Source organism: Brevibacillus brevis, assembly GCF_022026395.1.
Lineage (GTDB): Bacteria > Bacillota > Bacilli > Brevibacillales > Brevibacillaceae > Brevibacillus.
Window position 1 is genome coordinate 2,216,386 of the sequence record NZ_CP041767.1, and the last position, 18,935, is coordinate 2,235,320.

Annotated in this window: 16 protein-coding genes and 1 pseudogene; 14 read left to right on the forward strand and 3 right to left on the reverse strand. The window is 45.0% G+C overall.

Going from position 1 to position 18,935, the window contains the following annotated elements:
* Positions 1 to 20 precede the first annotated feature (20 nt).
* The gene (locus FO446_RS10940; RefSeq protein ID WP_237901057.1) at positions 21 to 2,069 is read right to left on the reverse strand and encodes an exo-beta-N-acetylmuramidase NamZ domain-containing protein; all 2,049 of its coding nucleotides are present in this window, start codon (positions 2,067 to 2,069) and stop codon (positions 21 to 23) included.
* A 223-nt stretch (positions 2,070 to 2,292) separates the two neighbouring features.
* Here FO446_RS10940 and FO446_RS10945 point away from each other — a divergent pair, with 223 nt between their 5' ends.
* From FO446_RS10945 to FO446_RS10975, 7 genes are all read left to right on the forward strand, one after another.
* On the forward strand, positions 2,293 to 3,132 hold the full coding sequence (locus FO446_RS10945; protein ID WP_330873249.1) for a copper amine oxidase N-terminal domain-containing protein: 840 nt from the start codon (positions 2,293 to 2,295) through the stop codon (positions 3,130 to 3,132).
* A 57-nt stretch (positions 3,133 to 3,189) separates the two neighbouring features.
* Positions 3,190 to 3,813 (forward strand): YhcN/YlaJ family sporulation lipoprotein, encoded by a 624-nt coding sequence (locus FO446_RS10950; protein ID WP_173609806.1) that lies wholly within the window; start codon positions 3,190 to 3,192, stop codon positions 3,811 to 3,813.
* Between the two features lie 122 nt (positions 3,814 to 3,935).
* Positions 3,936 to 7,142: an AfsR/SARP family transcriptional regulator gene (locus FO446_RS10955; protein WP_221867241.1), complete on the forward strand. Its 3,207-nt coding sequence runs from the start codon at positions 3,936 to 3,938 to the stop codon at positions 7,140 to 7,142.
* Positions 7,143 to 7,269: 127 nt separating this feature from the next.
* Entirely contained in the window at positions 7,270 to 7,851 is a 582-nt protein-coding gene (locus tag FO446_RS10960) for a TetR/AcrR family transcriptional regulator (RefSeq protein WP_173609804.1), read from the forward strand.
* Positions 7,852 to 7,879: 28 nt separating this feature from the next.
* Positions 7,880 to 9,070: an HlyD family secretion protein gene (locus tag FO446_RS10965; protein ID WP_221867240.1), complete on the forward strand. Its 1,191-nt coding sequence runs from the start codon at positions 7,880 to 7,882 to the stop codon at positions 9,068 to 9,070.
* Positions 9,060 to 10,244 carry an ABC transporter permease gene (locus FO446_RS10970; RefSeq protein ID WP_173609802.1) on the forward strand — a complete coding sequence of 395 codons (1,185 nt, stop codon included), beginning with the start codon at positions 9,060 to 9,062 and terminating at the stop codon, positions 10,242 to 10,244. The genes FO446_RS10965 and FO446_RS10970 overlap by 11 nt, the downstream gene beginning before the upstream one ends.
* A gap of 156 nt (positions 10,245 to 10,400) precedes the next feature.
* The gene (locus tag FO446_RS10975; protein WP_221867239.1) at positions 10,401 to 10,913 is read left to right on the forward strand and encodes a DUF3907 family protein; all 513 of its coding nucleotides are present in this window, start codon (positions 10,401 to 10,403) and stop codon (positions 10,911 to 10,913) included.
* Between the two features lie 99 nt (positions 10,914 to 11,012).
* Here FO446_RS10975 and FO446_RS10980 read toward each other — a convergent pair whose 3' ends face one another.
* Together FO446_RS10980 and FO446_RS10985 are read right to left on the reverse strand one after the other, a co-directional pair.
* On the reverse strand, positions 11,013 to 11,174 hold the full coding sequence (locus FO446_RS10980; RefSeq protein WP_173609800.1) for an anti-repressor SinI family protein: 162 nt from the start codon (positions 11,172 to 11,174) through the stop codon (positions 11,013 to 11,015).
* 195 nt (positions 11,175 to 11,369) lie between these two features.
* Positions 11,370 to 11,699, reverse strand: a complete 330-nt coding sequence (locus tag FO446_RS10985) for a helix-turn-helix domain-containing protein (protein ID WP_048032327.1) — start codon at positions 11,697 to 11,699, stop codon at positions 11,370 to 11,372.
* A 783-nt stretch (positions 11,700 to 12,482) separates the two neighbouring features.
* Here FO446_RS10985 and FO446_RS29085 point away from each other — a divergent pair.
* The 7 genes and pseudogenes from FO446_RS29085 to FO446_RS11015 form a co-directional block, all read left to right on the forward strand.
* A pseudogene (locus tag FO446_RS29085) lies at positions 12,483 to 12,620 on the forward strand (HEAT repeat domain-containing protein); the annotation flags it as partial.
* 93 nt (positions 12,621 to 12,713) lie between these two features.
* Positions 12,714 to 13,127: a hypothetical protein gene (locus FO446_RS10990; protein WP_237900633.1), complete on the forward strand. Its 414-nt coding sequence runs from the start codon at positions 12,714 to 12,716 to the stop codon at positions 13,125 to 13,127.
* 22 nt (positions 13,128 to 13,149) lie between these two features.
* Positions 13,150 to 14,553: a glycosyltransferase family 2 protein gene (locus tag FO446_RS10995; RefSeq protein ID WP_237900635.1), complete on the forward strand. Its 1,404-nt coding sequence runs from the start codon at positions 13,150 to 13,152 to the stop codon at positions 14,551 to 14,553.
* Positions 14,554 to 14,580: 27 nt separating this feature from the next.
* Positions 14,581 to 15,384: a response regulator transcription factor gene (locus tag FO446_RS11000; RefSeq protein WP_237900637.1), complete on the forward strand. Its 804-nt coding sequence runs from the start codon at positions 14,581 to 14,583 to the stop codon at positions 15,382 to 15,384.
* Between the two features lie 27 nt (positions 15,385 to 15,411).
* The gene (locus FO446_RS11005) at positions 15,412 to 16,773 is read left to right on the forward strand and encodes a nucleotide sugar dehydrogenase (protein ID WP_232773086.1); all 1,362 of its coding nucleotides are present in this window, start codon (positions 15,412 to 15,414) and stop codon (positions 16,771 to 16,773) included.
* Between the two features lie 42 nt (positions 16,774 to 16,815).
* The gene (gene glmS / locus FO446_RS11010; RefSeq protein WP_237900639.1) at positions 16,816 to 18,648 is read left to right on the forward strand and encodes a glutamine--fructose-6-phosphate transaminase (isomerizing); all 1,833 of its coding nucleotides are present in this window, start codon (positions 16,816 to 16,818) and stop codon (positions 18,646 to 18,648) included.
* 113 nt (positions 18,649 to 18,761) lie between these two features.
* The gene (locus FO446_RS11015; protein WP_157966782.1) at positions 18,762 to 18,920 is read left to right on the forward strand and encodes a YwzD family small protein; all 159 of its coding nucleotides are present in this window, start codon (positions 18,762 to 18,764) and stop codon (positions 18,918 to 18,920) included.
* The last annotated feature ends 15 nt before the right edge of the window (positions 18,921 to 18,935 follow it).

The window sequence follows — 18,935 nt, forward strand, 5'->3', positions numbered from 1 at the left end:
GCGGGCTTTTTGCTGTTTAATTATTTTACATTGGAAACAGTCGGGCGATCGGCTTGAATGACTTCAAAACGATAGCCTTTTTCTTTCAAGTACGAGATGATTCCGGGGAGAGCTTGAGCTGTTGGCGATTTGGTGCTTGAATCATGCATCAAGACAACGATTTCTTTTTGTGACTTTACTTGCTGCTTTATATTTGCCAGTGCTTGCGCGGCTGTGTATTTGTTGCTCCTCGCATCGCCGTTTGTTATATTCCAGTCGATAAACGTATAGCCACGTTGTTTCGCCTCTGCTTTGATCGCATGCATAACTGTTTGTTCCTTGTTATAACGTTTGGGATCTTGATATTTCAAACTGACGGTATTCGTACTGCCACCTGGATAGCGGAATACGGTTGGTTTTATGCCGGTTGCTTTTTCAATCATTTGGCTGCCTTTTTCCACGTCAGCAAAAAAGCTCTCCATATTTTTGTAAACAAGCTGATAATTATGGGAATACGAATGTCCTCCCACCGCATGTCCTTCAGCTACAATCCTTTTGAGAATGGCCTCATGACCAGCTACCTCACGACCCACAATGAAGAAGGTGGCTTTGACCTGATGCGCTTTCAGCGTATCCAAAACGTGCGGAGTTACAGGAGAGGGTCCATCGTCAAAGGTTAAGTAAGCGATCTTCTCAGAAGACTTCGGTGTCTGAGGGATCGGTTTTGTAGCAGGTTCAGGCTTCTTCGTTTGATTGGTGGTTCCTTTGTTATTGCCAGGCTGCGGTGGAGTCGGTGTCTCTGGTTTTGCAGGCTTGGATGGTTTCGGTTGTTCTGGTTGCTTTGGTTGTTCAGGCTGCTTTGGCTGCTTCTGTTGAAGCGGCTGCATCGGAATAAACGGTTCATTGCCATAGATCAAATATTTTTGACGCAGCTCAACAAATTTCTTCAGATCCGCTTCATAGGAAGAAACAATCTCCTGCGGGGATTTGCCTTGTTCGAGAAGCAGAGCGATTTTGTTGGTACCCATTACCTTGTCGAACATGGAGATTTGCATACTCGTACTTTTTGGCATAGGGAATGGTTGTAATTGCTTGGCATATGCCAGCGCGTAAATACCTGTTTTTACCGGGTTAAACTGATATGGATCGTTGATCTGAAGACGTACTCCCCCTGCAGTTCCTTTATTCTCAGGAATAAAGATGACGCCAGGTAGAAGACTTCCATTTAACAGATCAGCGTACTTGTGCGAGTCTAGACCCTCTGCCCCGATCCAAGTGAAATGGTCGCCTTGACGAATGGGGGTACCCTCACCCAAACCAGTTGCCATATATCCGAAAACCGAGGTCAAGCTAGGAATGTGCGGAGAACTCGGAATCCAGGCCAAACCTGTCTGTTGATATATCATGTTGCGTGTATACCCTTGCATCGGAATGACGGTAAGATCTACACCGATGGTACGGTTGAAAAACAAGGCCAGCTCTCCGATGGTCATGCCATGTGCAAGCGGGAGGGTATCCACTCCAATAAAAGAGCGGTATGGCAGTTCAACTATAGGACCCTCGACAATCGTTCCACCGAGAGGATTCGGTCGATCCAGTACCATTACTTCTTTTCCTTGTTCTTTTGCAGCTGTCATGGCATATTGCAAGGTAGATATGTACGTGTAGGTTCTCGATCCGATATCCTGCAAATCAACGAGAAGAATATCAATGTCTTTCAGCATTTCTGGTGTCGGCTTGCGAGTTGATCCAGACAAGCCATAGACGGGAATAGCGTAGACGGGATGAACAAAGCTCGTTACTTGTTTTCCTGCGACCGTTTTTCCGTCGAGGCCGTGTTCAGGTGCAAAGAGAGCGGTTAAATGGACGGAGCGATCTCGTCGTAACATGTCGATCGTGCTAACCATTTGACTGTTCTGACCTGTTTGATTCGTAATTAACCCGACTTTTTTGCCTTCAATGAGATGGTGGAACTGATTGAACAGTACATCACTTCCCAATTGGATGGCAGTCGTATTGGCGGAGCTTCCTACTGGAGGAATTAAAGTTAAGATAAGTGCCAGGATGAGGAAAGGGAGAAATTTGTTCATCATTCATTGCCTCTTTCAAGATAAAATACTGTCGCTTCTTGTCTATTGTAACGGTTTTGCAATGCAAGATGGTTGCATTTTTGTAACAATTTGAAATTAGGTCAAAAGGAGCAGAAAAAGGTAACGGAAAAGGGGAGGGGTATTAGGAAGAAATGTTCTTTTGAAAGGGAGTCTACAGGAAAATCTTGAAACAGCCTTCATCCTATAGTAGATTAAGAATCGTGTGAACCTTTTTGGAAATGGAGTGAATGTTTTGCTGAAAAAAGTAACCTCATTACTGCTAGCGATTGCCTTGGTACCGATGGCAGCGTTTTCTGCAGCGGCAGCGACTGCACCTGGAGCACCTAAAGCCGTACAGAATGCTGTTAAGGTGGAGTACAATAAAAAACAAATTGCGTTTCCTGACCAAGCACCTATTATCACCCAAGGGCGGACATTGGTTCCGATTCGTCCGATTGCAGAGAGTCTTGGATTTGAAGTGAAATGGAATGAACAAACACGTACCGTAACCATCAACAAAGGAAAGGATAATATCAGATTGGTGGTTACTCAAAAAATTGCCAACAAAAATGGACAAACCATCAACCTCGACGTGCCTGCACAGATTGTGAACAAGCGTACTGTAGTACCTGTTCGTTTCATCGCGGAAGCTCTGAGCTACAAGGTTGAATGGGATCCGAAGACACAAACGGTATTGATTGCGGATAATGTGAACCCTAATCAAGTTGGTCAACAGGAAAAGCCAAAAGATCCGACGAAACCAGCAACAGATGAGAAAAAGGCTGAGCAGGTTGATTTGATTGATAAAGGAAGCATTGAAGGAAAAACTGTCAATGTATTAACAATTGGTCTGTACGGTGTAACAGGAAAGGTTGACCCTCAAGCATCGCTCGTGATCGTTATGGAAGATCAGACGTATGAAGTTGACGTAAATTCAGATGGAACTTTCAATTTTGAAATGCATACGAATGACGGTATCCGTACTTTTACGCTAAAAGCAGAAAAAGCGGGTAAAAAAGATGTTTATGAAGGCGAATTTATTTCCAATGATCTAGGGGCTTAAAGTTTGAGTAAGAACACCTCCTGCACATCACACTAAGTGCAAGGAGGTGTTTTTGTTGTGAGACGAATAAGTAGGAGTATCATTGCAGTACTCCTGTTTGCCGGCTTGCTGACAGGGTGTTCGCCTAACAAAGAACAGGGCACCGAAGATCAGAACGGAAATCAGGCCAAATTTGAATCTCTTGGGATTAACTTCCAGAACGATAACGTCGGTAGGGACAAAGGACCGGCAGCCATGATTAGCCAAAAGAGGGTTCATCAGCGAGAACCGCAGCTTGTGACGTCCTTGGAGGGGCATGCGGAAAAGCTGCCCGGTGTAGCTGATATCAAGGTGTTAGCGTACAAGGATAACTTGATTGTAGGTGTGCTGCCAGTCGATACACCAAAGCCTGACGAAGTCAATCCGCGGACGTCGATCCCGTATACGCCTGGAAAAATTGTGCGAGTCGATAATGGACATCCAGATTCGCTGCACAGACGTGTTGTGAATCGGATGAGGTCAAGTTTACAAGCAGAAACACGCTTCAACATTTTGTATGTGTCTACCAATCGCGCTGTTTATGACCGAATCGCAGATTTGCATTCACGAATTTCGAACGGAGAGCACATCAGTGACGAGGAATTTCAAGTCCTGTTAAATGATATTGGATATACTGTTATTGGATATAATTTAGTGGATTGAAAGAGCACCACCTGGACTCCCGGGTGGGCTTTTTGTCGATTAAGGGTCAAACGGCAGGAGAATAGTTAGAAATGGGGAAATAGTCAAAGAAGAGCAGGAGAACGGCAAGGAGTGCACATTGTATGATTCCAATCCACATCCCAATATCCAAAATAACTCCTCCAGGACAGAAGCCGTATGTCTTACGGAGACCTGCATTGGCAAAAAAATTACGATTGTTGAAATATACGCAGCTTTGTCTCATACATGCAGGGACAGGCTACGGCAAAACGACTTCTTTGGCTACATTTTTACATGATGATGCACTGGCTTCGTCCTGGTATACCATTCAGGATGGAGACGATGCCCTTCTTGCATTTGTCATCTGTCTCGTCGAAAGCGTTCGTCAGGTTCATTCTGATTTTGGACAGGTATTGCGAGAGCAACTCAAACGTATCACAGAGCAAAGTCCGGTGCCCTCCCTGGACAGTAAGGTACTGGTTGACTGGTTTGTCGGGGAGTGTGTACAGCTCCAGGCTGACCACATAGTTGTTTTGGACGATTACCAACGAATTGAGAATGGTAGTGAAGTTGATCGATTTGTTCAACGGTTAGCCGAGGCTCTTCCACAAAAGGTCAAGCTGGTTATTTTAACGCGTTCCCGACCGAAATGGTCCAATCTCGACTTGTTGTCCGCCAGAGGGGAGTGTCTGGAACTTACAACAAATGACCTTTCTTTTACGCTGGAGGAGAGTGAGGCCTTTTATTCAGATCAATACGACATCACACTGTCCGAAGACGATTGGGGCCGAGTCGAAGAAGTGGCGCAAGGCTGGGTGATGGCGCTGCGCACTTTTGGTGAAATGGTAACGAGGGGGCAGACGGTATCAGATAGTCTGCGTGAATTATCCCGATTGCTGCACTTGCTGGAAGTAGAAGTCTGGACACAGTTGGATGCACGTATGCAGGGCTTCTTGTTGGAGGCAGCGGTTCTCGAACAATTCGATTTGGAGGATTGCAAGCAAGTACTTGGGGAAGGATGCATGGAGCACCTGTTGGAAGCCCAGCGTTGTAATCTTTTTCTTCATGTCCAAACAGGATCTCATTATTTCTTTCATCCACTTTTCCAGCGTCTCCTGTCTAGCAAGCTGGCTGCGAATCAAGCGACATATCTGCAGGTCAATCAAAAGGCCGCAGGTTGGTACAGACGTAAAGGGGACGAGGCAAAAGCTTTTGGGCGGTTGCGTCTCGTCGAACAGTGGGAGGTGCTGGGCGAATGGCTGTGCCAAGCATCGGAAAGGTTGCTGCAAGAAGGGAAGCTGGACTTTTTATATGAGTGGATTACGCTGTTACCAGATCACATCAAGTGTGAACAGCATTGGCTGTTGTTTTATCAAGGCGAAGTAGAACGCTATCGCTGTCTATATGCGAAGGCCTTTTCTTCTTATGAGCAATTTTTGAAACAATGTGAACAAAAGCAAGATCAAATCGGATTGTGTCGAGGGCTGGAAGGGCAAGCACGCGTTCATCTCGACAGCGTACAAGGCGTCCGGGCAGAAGAACTGCTTAAAAGAGCGATTCAACTCTTGCCCCCATTTGAACAGGAGAATGAGATGGCGCCGAGGCTGTATCGCTTGTTGGCAGAGATTTATACGAATCGCGGAGATGCCAAACAGGCGTCTGCTTGGTATGAACGGAGTCAGGAATTAGAGCAGCAGACGGAGGTTGAGCTGGAATCGCGCCTATTGTTTCGTACTGGCCGACTACAGTCCTCCATTCAGCTGTTGGAGAGTAAGTGGCAGGTAGAACAGAGGAAGCATCCTCCCTTGACCAGATCGTATCGGGAGACCTCTTTGCTCCTATCTTTTGTGTATGCATTGAATGGCGAATGGGAGCGAGGGTGGGAAGCAGCAGAAACTGCCATACAACTCGGACGTGCAGCGCATTCCCCTTTTGTAGAGGCGAATGGTTATGTTCGAAAAGCCCATGCGGCCCTCATCAGTCAAACATTGCCTACGGACGAGATTCGCCAGCTTTATGAAAAAGGTTTGCAAATCATGGAGGAGCTCCAGTCGACACGGGGAAAGTCAGAAACGCTTCTGGGACTAACCTTGCTTCATGCAAGAGAAAAGGTACTAGACCAAGCGCTTTTATATGGCAACAGGGGGATACAAGAGACAGAGGCAATGCGCGACGACTGGTTAGGCAGTCTTGTACGCATGGCGATTGGAATTGCTTATGCCAAATACGGGAAAGAAGAGGAAGCATGGGCTACCTTTATCGATTGTGCCGACCGACTCAGTCACTGCGGGGACAGCTACAGCGTCGTCATTTGTCAACTGTGGTTGAGCTTCTTGGCTTATCGCAAGAAACAATGGGATTTGTTCGTACCTGCAGTGACGCAAGCGCTGTCCTTGATGAAGTCCGGTGAATATTCATTCCTTTTGCAGAGACCTACTCTACTTACACCGCATGATGTACAGCAGCTTATGCCAATTCTGATTGAGGCAGAGCGCCGCAAGGTATCACCGGATTACGTCTCTCAACTGTTAAATGATTTGGGCTTGCAAAACGTGACTTTCCACCCCGGGTATACCCTTCGTATTCAGACGCTCGGTGCTTTCCGTGTATGGCTGGGAGAGCGGGAACTGAGCGAAAAGGCATGGCAGCGTGGGACGGCCAAGCTGTTGTTTCAGCTTTTATTGACGAAGAGACATCATTTATTAGCCCGGGAAGAAATCATGAACCGGCTATGGCCAGACAGTATTGAAGAAGCGGCAATTCGTGATTTTAAAGTATCGTTGAATGCGTTGAACAAAGCCCTCGAGCCAGATCGTGCGGCCAGAACGGACACATTTTTCATTCAACGCCATGGCAGCTCTTACGGTTTCAATCTGGCATCGGGCTACCATATGGACGTCGAGGAGTTCGAGAAGCTCGTTACACTGGGCTTGGCAGAGTCTGATCCGCGTCAGGGGGCCATCCTTTTGGAAAAAGGGCTTGCGTATTACTTGGGTGATTACATGCCGGAATGCCGTTATGAGGATTGGTGTGTAGAAGAGCGTGAGAGAGTGCAGGCGCTGTTTTTACGCGGAGCAGAGAGGGTAGCCAAAATCATGCTAGAGGACGGGCAATTGGAAAAAACGATCCGCTGGTGTGAGGCGATTTTGCGAGTGGACGATTGCTGGGAGGAGGCGTACCGCTTACTTATGACTGCGTATTATCAGCAAAATAATCGGACACAGGCAATCCGCTGGTATGAAAAATGTGTAGTAAAACTAAAGGAGAACCTCGGTGTCGCACCAATGCCTGCAACTATGGAGACTTACCTTCAAATTATAGAGTCGTAAAAGATCGCCCACAAAGCGATCTTTTTTTGTACATAGAGCAATGGCTGCTTGACAAAACTAGGAAGTATTCGTAATATAATCTTTGTACTGACCAGTCAGTTCAAAAAATCGAAAGGGGACAGGAGTGATGGCACCATCAAAAAAAGATCAAATTGCAAACGGAGCTTTAACCGCATTTGCCCAATTGGGTTATAGCGAAACGACCATGGATGCAATCGCGGAAATGGCACAGGTGGCAAAAGGAACACTCTATTATCACTTTTCCACAAAGGAAGAGCTGTTTTTGTACGTGATAGAAAAAGGCGTGAAGATGCTGATTTACCATGTAGATCATGTGATGCAGAATGAAGAGCTTTCCTTGGAGGATCGCATTCTGAATGTGTTGGATGAGCATCTTCGCTTCTTTTCCGAGAATCAAGATTTGTGTTTCCTGTTGCTGAGTGCCTTTTCAGGAGATGGACAGCGCGACAGGATGGTTGGCAATCTGTTAGGTGGCTATTTCAGCACGATGGAGTCTCACATGCTGGAACTGCAGAAGCAAGGGTATATCCGGGCGGATATCGATATTCGCACACTTGCTTCCTCGTTGTTTGGCATGGTTGGTTTTACTGTACTACGCAAGCAGTTTCGCAAAGAGCCAGTGAACAGTGCCGCAGATAAACAGACGCTTCGTTATATGCTTTCAGGAATGTTTCAAAATAACGTCTAGAGAAACGTAAAACAAGAGGAGAAGACAGATGAACAAACGTGCATGGATCGGTGTAGGTAGCTTTGTAGTCAGCATTGCAGTACTTGGAACTGTATTGTTTGGTTCAAATGTGAGTAGCATGGCTGGTCAGAATACAACGAAATTAGCAGGTGTAATCGAGGGAACAGAGGTAGACCTCTCTTTTAAAATGGGCGGTTCCATCGAACAGCTTTCCTTAAAAGAAGGAGACGAAGTAAAGGCAGGTCAAGTAGTTGCCACGCTAAGCAGCGCGGAAATCCTTGCGAAGAAAGAACAGGCTGAGGCTGCTTACAAGCTCTCACTCGTCAGACTTGATCAGGCAAAAAAAGGAGTATCAGTGACGGATAACTCCAGCAATGCTCAAGTCGACCAAGCAAAAGCAGCAGTAAACTCGGCGCAAGCGCAGCTTGACGCGAACAAAAATGGAGCGCGTTCGGAAGAAATTACGCAGCTCAAAGCGAAATTACAAGCAGCACAAACTGCGAATCAAATTGCCGCGACTAATTTGGAACGAATGAAAAAATTAATGGCGGAAGGCGCCGTTCCACAAGTGAAAGTGGAAGAGGCGCAGATGCAAGCAGATAAAGCTCAAGCGGAGTTTAAAGCAGCAGAAGAGCAGTTGAAAATGGCTCAAACTGGATCGCGCAAAGAGCAAGTCGATGCCGCACAAGCACAACTGGATCAAGCAAAAGCTGCATACAACCAAGCGGTAGCAGGGAGAGGTCAGGTAGGCTTGAAGGAGCTGGATGTTAAATCCGCAGAAGCGAACGTCATGCAGGCAAAAGGTGCACTGGCAGAAATGGAAGCCTATGTGAACAACACCAAGCTGACAGCTCCAGTAGACGGTATTGTAAAATCAGTAGCCGTTCAAAAGGGAGAGCTGGTTTCGCAAGGCTTCACCGTCTTGACGATCCAAACGAAAGCAGACAACTATGTCAAATTTTATGTGAATGAATACATGCTTGCGAATGTGAAAACAGGCGATCAAGTGAAATTGTTTGTCCCAGCCCTGAACAGAGAAGTAGACGCCAAAGTGGTTACTGTAGCTCCTGCTGCTGACTTTGCCGTGAAAAAAGCGACACAAGAACTCGGTGATCGTGACATTCGTTCCTTCCAGGTGAAGCTGCTGGTGTCCGATCCGGAATTGCGTCCAGGTCTGACGGTTGAGTGGCAACTTGAAGGAGCTGGTAATGGTGAATAGTTTCTCTCACCTATTTTGGAGCGAATGGAAAAATCTTTTTGCAAACAAAACCATTCGCAATATTCTCTTTCTCGTTCCGCTAATTTATTTGACGATGTTCGGCTTTCTGTACAGTGAGAAAAAAGTAATGGAGATCCCCACTGTGATGGTGGATGCCGATCAAACCGAATTGAGTCGTGAGCTCTATCGCGCCTTTGAGGTCGATCATACATTTCGGATCACGTCAATCGTAGGAACAGAAGAAGAAGCAATGAAGTTGGTTGACAAGGGCGAAGCAAATATCGCCCTGATCATTCCTGCTGGATTAGAAAAGGATGTGAAGGCTGGGAGAGAGGCAGAGGTACTGACTGTTATCGACGGCAGTAACATCATGATTTCGAATACGGCAGTTCGAGCAGCAAATACAGCGATTAAGTCTGTTTCAGCAGGAACCACGCTGAAGAAGATGGAAGCACTCGGCGGCTGGGGAGAAGAAGGGAAAAACATGTTTACGGGTATCGACTATCGATACAGAGTGTTGTACAACCCGACCTTCAGTTACCTGTCCTTCATGGTATTCGGTCTTGCAGGTACAGTGCTTCAACAAGTGTTGTTTCTCGGAATCGTATTGTCGGTTGCCCAACAAAAAGAAGAGGGTACCTGGAAGGATACACTCTCTCGCCATGGCTTCTTCGCGATCACAGCGAGCAAATTGTTGCCGTACTTTCTGGCAGGGACACTCAATATGTTCCTTGCGTTTACTCTGATGTTAAAAGGTTTTGATATCCCTTATTACGGAAGCACGTTTGACCTAATGCTACTGGCTACCATGTTTAACTTGGCGGTATTGGCTATCGGTTATGCCATCTCCTTTGTATCCAGCAGCCAGCTCCAAGCTACACAGATCGGGATGATGATTGCCGTACCTTCTTTCATGCTATCGGGTTATACATGGCCACTGATGTCGATGCCAACAGGGATTGCTGCAATTGCAAAATCTTTGCCACTGACCTATTTCCTGGATGGTGTCAGAGAAATTTTGACGAAGGGCCACGGGCTGTCAACAGTCATGGACGACTTTATGGTTCTCGGCTTCATGACACTCATCGGGTTGTTCGCAGCCTATGTGATTTATTTGTTGCAGATAAGGAAAATGAAGGGGAAAGTTAGAGAACAAACGGCTGTAGAAATATGAGAATTTGGCTGCGCCAGAGCTATGGCGTAGCCTTTTTTTACTTACATGCATCTTGTTTGGCAGTCAGGCTGCATAAAAATAACCCTTGTGTAATAAATAATCCTTCCTTTATACTTATTATAAAAAAGGCAGATTCTTCAACACTAGGGGGACTTTATGTCAGCGACTCATCTAAAGCAATTGTGCGAGGAGACGTACACCAAGTTGAAAAAGGTCAGCATGGAAGTGGAACGTTTTTTGAATCAGGTTACCTTATCTGCTCTAGTATCTGCGTCAGGTGATCCTGAAGAATTTGAAACGTATTACCGTAACTATCTTTCCGACTTGCGCCACCTTTTGGTCTACTGCGAAAATGCATACGAAAGGCTGGGAGTATCACTCCGACGCGCACGATTCCATGAGGAGTTTGCCGAGGAAGTATTGTATCAGGTCTACCATACCTGTATAAATAACTTCTACTATCCAAAAGGTGAGGTCTACGAAGAAGATGGGCGGTTGGCCTATACAGGTCAGGACTGTATCATTTTCCGCAAGCAGGTAGTCCCTGAGTTGCAGGAGTTGACCTTGTCCCTGGCCAGAGTGTTCGAACAGATGCGTAATGATCTTCAATATTATGAGACAGACTACATTGCGAAAAAAAGTATGCAAATAGAAAAAGCACAGGCCTAATAAGCCTGTGTTTTTCTTTGGTTTCCCAATCAGGGATGAACCCTGATGGAAGTCCTATTATTTATAAAAGTGTAGCGTAATGGATAATGGCTGTGTACATTATGCTTCGAAGTACTCACTTTTCTCCTCATCAAAAGAGAGAGGAGAGTTCATGAGAAAAAAACGAATTTCCTCAATGCTTAATCCCATTTTTCGTGCTGTAAGGATTAGATCGATCCATTCCTTATCCAGGAGATCTTTAGGAGACGGAGTGGTTTTCATGTTAGTTCCCCTTTTACCCTCCTTTTGTAAAAACAAATAAAATACCCAAAAAATGGTTGGAAAAAGATAGGTAAAAAGCTTATATCAGAAATGATACTTAATTCAGTTTCATATGTAAATCTAGTATTTGTGACTTTTGTTTTAAATTCATGCAAAAAATAATAAGCCACCACTATTTCAGTGCTGGCAACAATGTTATTTATGTCGATTTAACCGCCATTTATTGTACTCCAAAAATTCCCGAAACTGTTCTTTACTTACCCCGGATTTCATAGCCTCTTCGATCAGCTTGTACCATTCTTCATCAACATTCTCGCTTGAAGGAATATCTTTTTCCTGAAGCAATGTGTCTACTGTCACATTTAATACTAGTGCGATTTTCTCAAGAAATTGAATAGAAGGATTTCGCTGAATGCCGCGCTCGATTGAACTCAGATAAGACTTGGCGACACCAGCGCGTTCAGCTAAATCAGAAAGAGAAAGGCCTTTGTCTATTCTAAGCTGCTGTATACGCGAGCCGATCATGTAATAGCCACCCCTTTAAATCTCTTCGTTTATTATAACGTCAACATAGCTGAAACACAACTTTTTGTGGGACTAGTCCTGTGTCGTTTGGCTCATTTATTCGAATTGAACCTACTGACACTGCTAAAAAATTACCTTTCTACTAGATGAAATGTAGCCCCATTATGGCTAAGTATCTATAATTGTGGTTGTTCTTTATAAGAAACGCGTTGTTCGTTATTAAGGTTGAGCAAAAACGAGATATTCAGACGTTATTCAACAAAATAGTCGATTTTCGCTGTTTTTGGTCTATTTTTAGAGAAAATTGATATTTTACATTCTTTTGCTTGTACAGGATACTAATTTCAAATCGTTCTTTATAAAGAACAAAGCGAACAAAGTGTTCTCTATAAAGAAAGTTTCGAATTTGAACGGCGCTTACTGCTGTCGATTTGAAATGGATAGGGATGCACAGAAAAACGTACAAAAAAAATCGGAGAGGAGAGATCCATTCTGCATGCCAATTTGTCAGAAGCAGTAACGGTAATCTGCCTGCTAATTGTAATAATTATACTATTTTTTATGGGGATCTTGGTGATTAAATCAAGGAACTTGTTGATAGAAAGGAGAACGCGCGTTTACCTGAGACAGTTTCAAGACTACTTCACGTATATCCAGTCTCAGATGGACTCGCCTGAGAGATTGAAACCGCCTTACTGGCAATTAAATCGTTTGGAAATGAGAGTTCTGCAACAAAAACTCATTGAATGGATCGAATCTCTAACAGGAAGCCACCGAGAGAAAATGATTACACTATGTGAGGATACAGGACTCGTCAAGCAAAACCTCCGAAGGCTGTATAGTCGCTTCCATTGGATAAGGATCGATGCAGCGTACTTTCTAGGAGCAATGCGGTCGGAGGAAGCTGTACCAAGACTTCTACAATTGCTACAGACAAAAAAACTCGATCCTACTCATTTTATCATCGCGAGATCTATCGCTAAGTGTGCGAGAAATCTGGAGGATATAAGGAACATGCTGATGCTCCTTGTAAAACATCGAAAAAGCAATCATTACCTTGCCGTTGACATCATGAAAGAGACAGATCTCGATTGCACACCATTATTGCTTGAATGTTTGCGAAGTACGGACAAGGATTTGAATAAAATCGCTTTGATTGGATGGTCTGCTCCTTTAACCGCGGAGATTGCCGATTTAGTATATCGGCAGATCGATTCGGAAGACAAGGAAGTCCGCATCCAGTCAATGAGGTTGCTGTTCAAATATGATGCTGTTTTGGCAACGGCATTGTTCGAGTCCTTGATGAAGACGAACGATATGGAAGTTTGTCAGAATACTGAAATGATTGAGATGTATGCCAGTTACAAAAAGCAAATCAATGAGGATGAGCAGGTGGACAAGAAAAGCCGTTATGTTTATGCCGTGTAACTATACCTGAAAGGAGTTTGACATGAGGGACTTTTTGCAAGCATACGGGATCTTTGCTGTTTATTACGTAATCGTGATTGAGACGCTCTATTTAACGATTCTAAGCCTGTCCATCAAAAATATTTTTTCCATCATCAAAAGCTCCATGTATTCTCGCTTTCAGTCACTCTCTGGATCAGAGTACGTACCACAAATTTCGATTCTCGTTCCCGCTTACAATGAGGAATTGACCATCATTGAAAACGTTCGTTCGCTTCTCGCGCTAGATTATCCCAAGTATGAAGTCGTTGTTATTAATGACGGTTCCAAAGACGAAACGTTGCAAGTTTTGTTACAGGAGTTCCAGTTAACTCGCACAGAGTATGCAGGGGGCTCCAGAGTATTGGAAACCTCCAACGTACGAGGCGTTTATTACAATCCGCAATATCCGAATTTATATCTCATTGATAAGGAAAACGGAGGAAAAGCCGACTCGCTAAACGCGGGGATTAATCTTTCCCATTATCCATTGATTGCTTCCATCGATGCTGATTCCTTATTGGAAAAGGACGCGTTGATCCGCATCGCCAAGGTGTACATGGAAAACCCTGAAGAAACGGTCGCAATCGGCGGCATAGTCCGAATCGCTAACGGCTGTGAAATCGAGGATGGAATGATAAAGAAAGTTAATCTTCCTACCAAAATCTTGCCTATGTTTCAGTGTGTCGAATACCTAAAGGCATTCCTAGGGGGAAGGATCGGTTGGAGCTCAATCAATGGACTGATTATTGTGTCAGGTGCCTTTGGGGTATTTCGAAAAGATTTCGTGGTCAAAGCCGGCGGTTATCGAGGGGGATATCCCGGCGAGGACATGAACATTATCATCAAGCTTCATAAATATATGCTTGAAAATAAACTTCCATATCGAGTGGCTTTTTGCCCTGATGCCGTTTGCTGGACCCAGGCTCCTGATACCTTGAAAATACTTGGCAGCCAGCGAAGAAGATGGGGACGTGGCAACCTTAAAAACATGCTGGAGTACGGTATTTATATAGTAGGTCGTCCCAAGTACAAAGTTGTAGGGCTGATTACATTTCCCTATAACATCATTTTCGAAACGCTCAATCCTTATTTCAGGTTTACCGGTTTTTTGGCTCTGCTGGGATATACATTGATGGACATGACTCAATGGAGAATACTGGCTATCTATGCGATGCTGAATCTCTTGTTTGGCGTGCTGCTCGGGATCGGTTCTCTTTTTATGGAAGAGCTGGCCTTCAAGCGTTACACAAGATTTCGCGACAACCTCAAGATGTTGGCATTCCTCTTCTTCATGTTTCTTGGATATCAGCAGTTGGGAGTCATTTGGAGATTTCTGGGGCATATCGAGTTTATGCGCAACAATAACACATGGGGAACCATGACGAGAACAAGCTGGAAAACATAGAGAAATAAAGCACAGGAGGGAGATACCATGAGTCAGATTGCAAAAGCGTATTCGTTTCCTTTATTTCAAGCCTTTGAACATGTGCTTACCTTCTATGAGTCGAGTCAGTTGCCATGCGGGATTATTCTGGCTGTCACGAATGGAAGCAGTGAGGAAAAGCTCCAAGATTTGAAAATGTCTTTGGCAAAAGCAGAGGGGTTTACGGATATCCATTGTTTTTACGACAAACAAAGCAGCATTCTGGGAATTCTCCTTGGCGATCAAATGCTAGGCAATACTCATTTCTATTCTCTCTTCATCAAGGAACAGCTACAGACCCAACAACTGTTGGCAGGGCCAGTATTCATCGCCAGCTTCCCTGAACAGGGGGAATCAGCAGCACAAGTTCTCAGTGGTATGGTACAGGAGATTACTGCTGGAAAGGGAAGCGTTGGTGAGATTCACATATACAGCGGTAAAAGATCATCGGAAGAAAAGAGAAGTCTTTTGCTTGTTTCGCAAGATGAAACTGTGAATGAGTTTTTACGCATCTATTTACAAAGAAAAGGTTACTGCGTTTATTTGGCGGACAACGGGAGAGAAGCGTGGGAAAAATACAAACGATTTTTACCGGACGCTGTTATCACCGATGTCAATTTGGCCATTGAAGACGGTTACCAGCTCATCAGCAAGATCAATGCAGTTGCGCATGGCACCAAAATCGTGGTGTTAACCCACAAACGGTTGGAAGACGACAAGAAAAGATCATTCGAGCTGGGAGTCTCAGATTATATAGCGAAGCCATTTTCACCAGTGGACCTGGAAGCACGAGTGAGAAGTCTATTGTCTTAAACATAGATAAAAGGGAGGAAGAAAAAAATGAGCTACTTCACAAAATTGAAGCAAAAAATGGAATCAAAAACCGTAAAAGTCGGGGTAATTGGTCTTGGGTACGTTGGTCTTCCCCTCGCTATGGAAATGGCAAAAAGCGGTTTCTCTGTTTACGGCATCGATTTGGACCAACGGAAGGTAGAAACCTTGCTTGCAGGGAGGTCGTATATTCAGGACGTTCCTTGCGATGTGATCCAATCAAGCCTATCTGCTCAGCGATTCTTCCCGACTACTGATTATCGGGTGCTCAAGGAGCTGGATGCCGTCAGCATATGTGTGCCAACGCCGCTCAGTGAAAATCAAGACCCGGATACGTCCTTCATTAAGGGAGTTGTCCGTGAAATTATTAAATATAAAAAGAAAAACCTTCTGATTACGCTTGAGAGCACAACTTACCCGGGGACGACAGAAGAATTGATTCAATGGGAGTTCGAAAAGCTGGGTCTGACCGTCGGAAAGGATTTCTTTCTTTGCTTCTCTCCTGAGCGAGTAGACCCAGGTAACTATTCCTTCAACACACACAATACGCCAAAAGTAATCGGGGGAACCACGCCGAAGTGCTTGGAGTTGGGGGCCTTGTTGTATAGCAATTTGGTTACGAATGTAGTAACGGTTTCTTCTCCGAAGGTCGCTGAAATGTCTAAATTGCTGGAAAATACATTCCGGAGTGTAAACATTGCCTTTATCAATGAAATGGCTATGATGTGCGACAAAATGGGCATCGATGTGTGGGAGGTTATCAAAGCTGCGTCAACGAAACCGTTTGGCTACATGCCATTTTATCCAGGTCCTGGAATCGGTGGGCATTGCATTCCGCTTGATCCGATGTACCTTTCTTGGAAGGCAAAGGGCTTCCGCTTTCATAGTAAATTCATCGAACTGGCACAATCGATTAACGACAATATGCCAGACTATGTGATCAATAAAACTGCACAGGTACTGAATCTTTATGCCAAATCAATCAAAAACTCGCGGATTCTCATTTTGGGGATGGCCTACAAGCCTGACATTGATGACCTACGTGAATCCCCAGGCTTGCATATATATGAGCTGTTCCTGGAAAACGGGGCACGTGTGGATTACTACGATCCTTATGCACAAAGCTTTGTAGACAAACGCGGGAACACAGTTCGTTCCATTCCGCATGACTTGGAACAAATGAAAAATTACGATTGCATGGTACTCGTTACGAATCATAAGAGCTTTGACTACCAGAAGTTTGCTGACCTGGGTGTAGCTATCATTGATACACGGAATGCTTTTGACAGTATAACGGGTCAACACATTTACAAGCTGGGGAATCCGGCAAGGATGCACGGTGAAGAAGAACGAGTCGTACTCCTGGCTTAACTCGGAAACTGGATGCTCATTACGGAATAGGGAGGCAATCGTATGTGCGGTATCGTGGGATATATTGGTGAGGGGCAAGCGCAAAAAATCCTGACAAATGGTTTGCAGAAGTTGGAGTATCGCGGCTATGACTCGGCTGGTGTCGCAATATTTAACGGTGAAAAAATGGAGATTTGCAAGTCGAAAGGAAGGCTGGCCGTTTTGGAAGAACGGCTCGTCCAATCTCCTATGCGAGGTTGTTTGGGAATCGGACATACGCGTTGGGCCACTCACGGACGTCCATCCGATGAGAACTCACATCCGCATACGGATGAATCGGGAAAGTTTTCTGTTGTCCATAACGGTATTATCGAAAACTATCTGGAAATCAAGCAGGAGCTTTTGGACCATGGTGTCACGTTTACATCCGAGACCGATACAGAAGTCATTGCTCATCTCATTGCTGTACTATACGAAGGCGATCTCGTTACCGCGGTTCGAAATGCAGTACTGCGTATGCGCGGAGCATATGCTCTCGGGGTTATTTGCGAGTACGAACCAGATAAAATGGTGGCAGTCCGATTGGCAAGTCCATTAATTATCGGGGTAGGCAAAGGAGAAAACTTCATTGGCTCCGACATCTCTGCTGTACTTGAGCACACACGCGACATTGTCATCTTAGAAGATGGGGAAATGGCGGTTCTCAAGAAAGACAGTGTTTCTCTCATGAAAGTGGAAACGAGCGAACCGCTTCAACGAGAGTTATTCCGCGTAGATTGGAATGTGGAACAGACGGAGAAGGACGGTTTTGAGCACTTCATGCTAAAAGAAATTTACGAGCAGCCAAATGCATTTCGGAACACGCTGCTCAACCGGATTGACGAGGACGGAAAGCAAATTGTTTTAAAGGATTTTCAACTACATCCAGAACAAATCAATCGGTTTGAGAAAATATTCATCGTAGCGTGCGGAACCGCTTATCATGCAGGGTTGATCGGCAAGAATGTGATCGAAGAACTGGCGAGGATACCGGTAGAGATCGATGTCGCTTCAGAATTCAGATATCGCCGCCCTATTATATCTGAAAAAACGTTGGTCATTGTCGTGAGCCAGTCTGGTGAAACAGCTGATACGCTGGCAGCGTTGCGGGAGAGTCGACGCCTGGGAGCCAAGGTCTTGGCCATCACGAATGTACAGGGCAGCTCCATTGCCCGTGAAGCCGATTACGTACTTGCTACCTTTGCCGGGCCGGAAATTGCTGTCGCTTCAACGAAGGCGTACTCCTCTCAGGTAATCGTTTTTTACCTGCTCGGATTGTATCTAGCTCAGGTGAAGGAGACGCTTACCGAAACAGAGCGGGAATTCATGATTGCCAATCTGCGACAGCTGCCTGAGCAGGCTGAAAAGGCACTCCAACATGCGGATGATATTCGCGTCTATGCCGAGTCTATCCAAAATCATGCCAGCCTGTTCTTTATCGGTCGAGGCATTGATTATGCTGTGGCGTTGGAAGGGTCCTTGAAGCTGAAGGAAATTTCTTACCTTCACTCAGAGGCATACGCTGCAGGGGAATTAAAGCATGGAACGCTGGCTTTGATCGAAGAGGGTACGCCTGTCATTGCCTTGGTGACACAAAAAGAGCTGCAAGAAAAAATGGTTAGCAATATTACAGAAGTGAAGGCCCGAGGTGGGAATGTGTTAGCGATCACATTGGAAGGGAATGTCGAATTGCACCGAAATGTTGACGAAGTGTGCTTTGTGCCTGCGACTTTGCCTGTATTTACCCCCATCCTGTCCGTTATTCCGCTGCAGTTGATCTCGTATTATACTTCTCTGGCATTGGGTAATGATGTAGACAAGCCACGGAATCTTGCCAAAAGTGTAACCGTTGAATAAAAAATATGATTTGGAAGAATCCCGGAACAGCCAGCTTATTGGAGTGAACGGGATTCTTTCCCCATTTTGACTTGTCGGATTAACATTTATTTCCGTAAGGGGCTGAAGTGTCCATGATGGATTCCACTGACCAAACTCTTGATCAAAAAACGTTGATAGAAATCATGCTTCAGGTTTACGAGAAAGGTCAACAGACAACGACAATGGGAACGAGAGATATTGTTGAGGATATTGTCAACAGAGTAAGGCCGTACTTCAAAGAAGCCAAATAAGTCGATCTGATAGGA

Coding starts and splice junctions, on each gene's coding strand:
- FO446_RS10940 (WP_237901057.1), bottom strand. CDS start 2,069: ATGAACAAATTTCTCCCTTTCCTCATCCTGGCACTTATCTTAACTTTA.
- FO446_RS10955 (WP_221867241.1), top strand. CDS start 3,936: ATGATTCCAATCCACATCCCAATATCCAAAATAACTCCTCCAGGACAG.
- FO446_RS10960 (WP_173609804.1), top strand. CDS start 7,270: ATGGCACCATCAAAAAAAGATCAAATTGCAAACGGAGCTTTAACCGCA.
- FO446_RS10965 (WP_221867240.1), top strand. CDS start 7,880: ATGAACAAACGTGCATGGATCGGTGTAGGTAGCTTTGTAGTCAGCATT.
- FO446_RS10970 (WP_173609802.1), top strand. CDS start 9,060: ATGGTGAATAGTTTCTCTCACCTATTTTGGAGCGAATGGAAAAATCTT.
- FO446_RS10975 (WP_221867239.1), top strand. CDS start 10,401: ATGTCAGCGACTCATCTAAAGCAATTGTGCGAGGAGACGTACACCAAG.
- FO446_RS10980 (WP_173609800.1), bottom strand. CDS start 11,174: ATGAAAACCACTCCGTCTCCTAAAGATCTCCTGGATAAGGAATGGATC.
- FO446_RS10985 (WP_048032327.1), bottom strand. CDS start 11,699: ATGATCGGCTCGCGTATACAGCAGCTTAGAATAGACAAAGGCCTTTCT.
- FO446_RS10990 (WP_237900633.1), top strand. CDS start 12,714: ATGCTGATGCTCCTTGTAAAACATCGAAAAAGCAATCATTACCTTGCC.
- FO446_RS10995 (WP_237900635.1), top strand. CDS start 13,150: ATGAGGGACTTTTTGCAAGCATACGGGATCTTTGCTGTTTATTACGTA.
- FO446_RS11000 (WP_237900637.1), top strand. CDS start 14,581: ATGAGTCAGATTGCAAAAGCGTATTCGTTTCCTTTATTTCAAGCCTTT.
- FO446_RS11005 (WP_232773086.1), top strand. CDS start 15,412: ATGAGCTACTTCACAAAATTGAAGCAAAAAATGGAATCAAAAACCGTA.
- glmS (WP_237900639.1), top strand. CDS start 16,816: ATGTGCGGTATCGTGGGATATATTGGTGAGGGGCAAGCGCAAAAAATC.
- FO446_RS11015 (WP_157966782.1), top strand. CDS start 18,762: ATGATGGATTCCACTGACCAAACTCTTGATCAAAAAACGTTGATAGAA.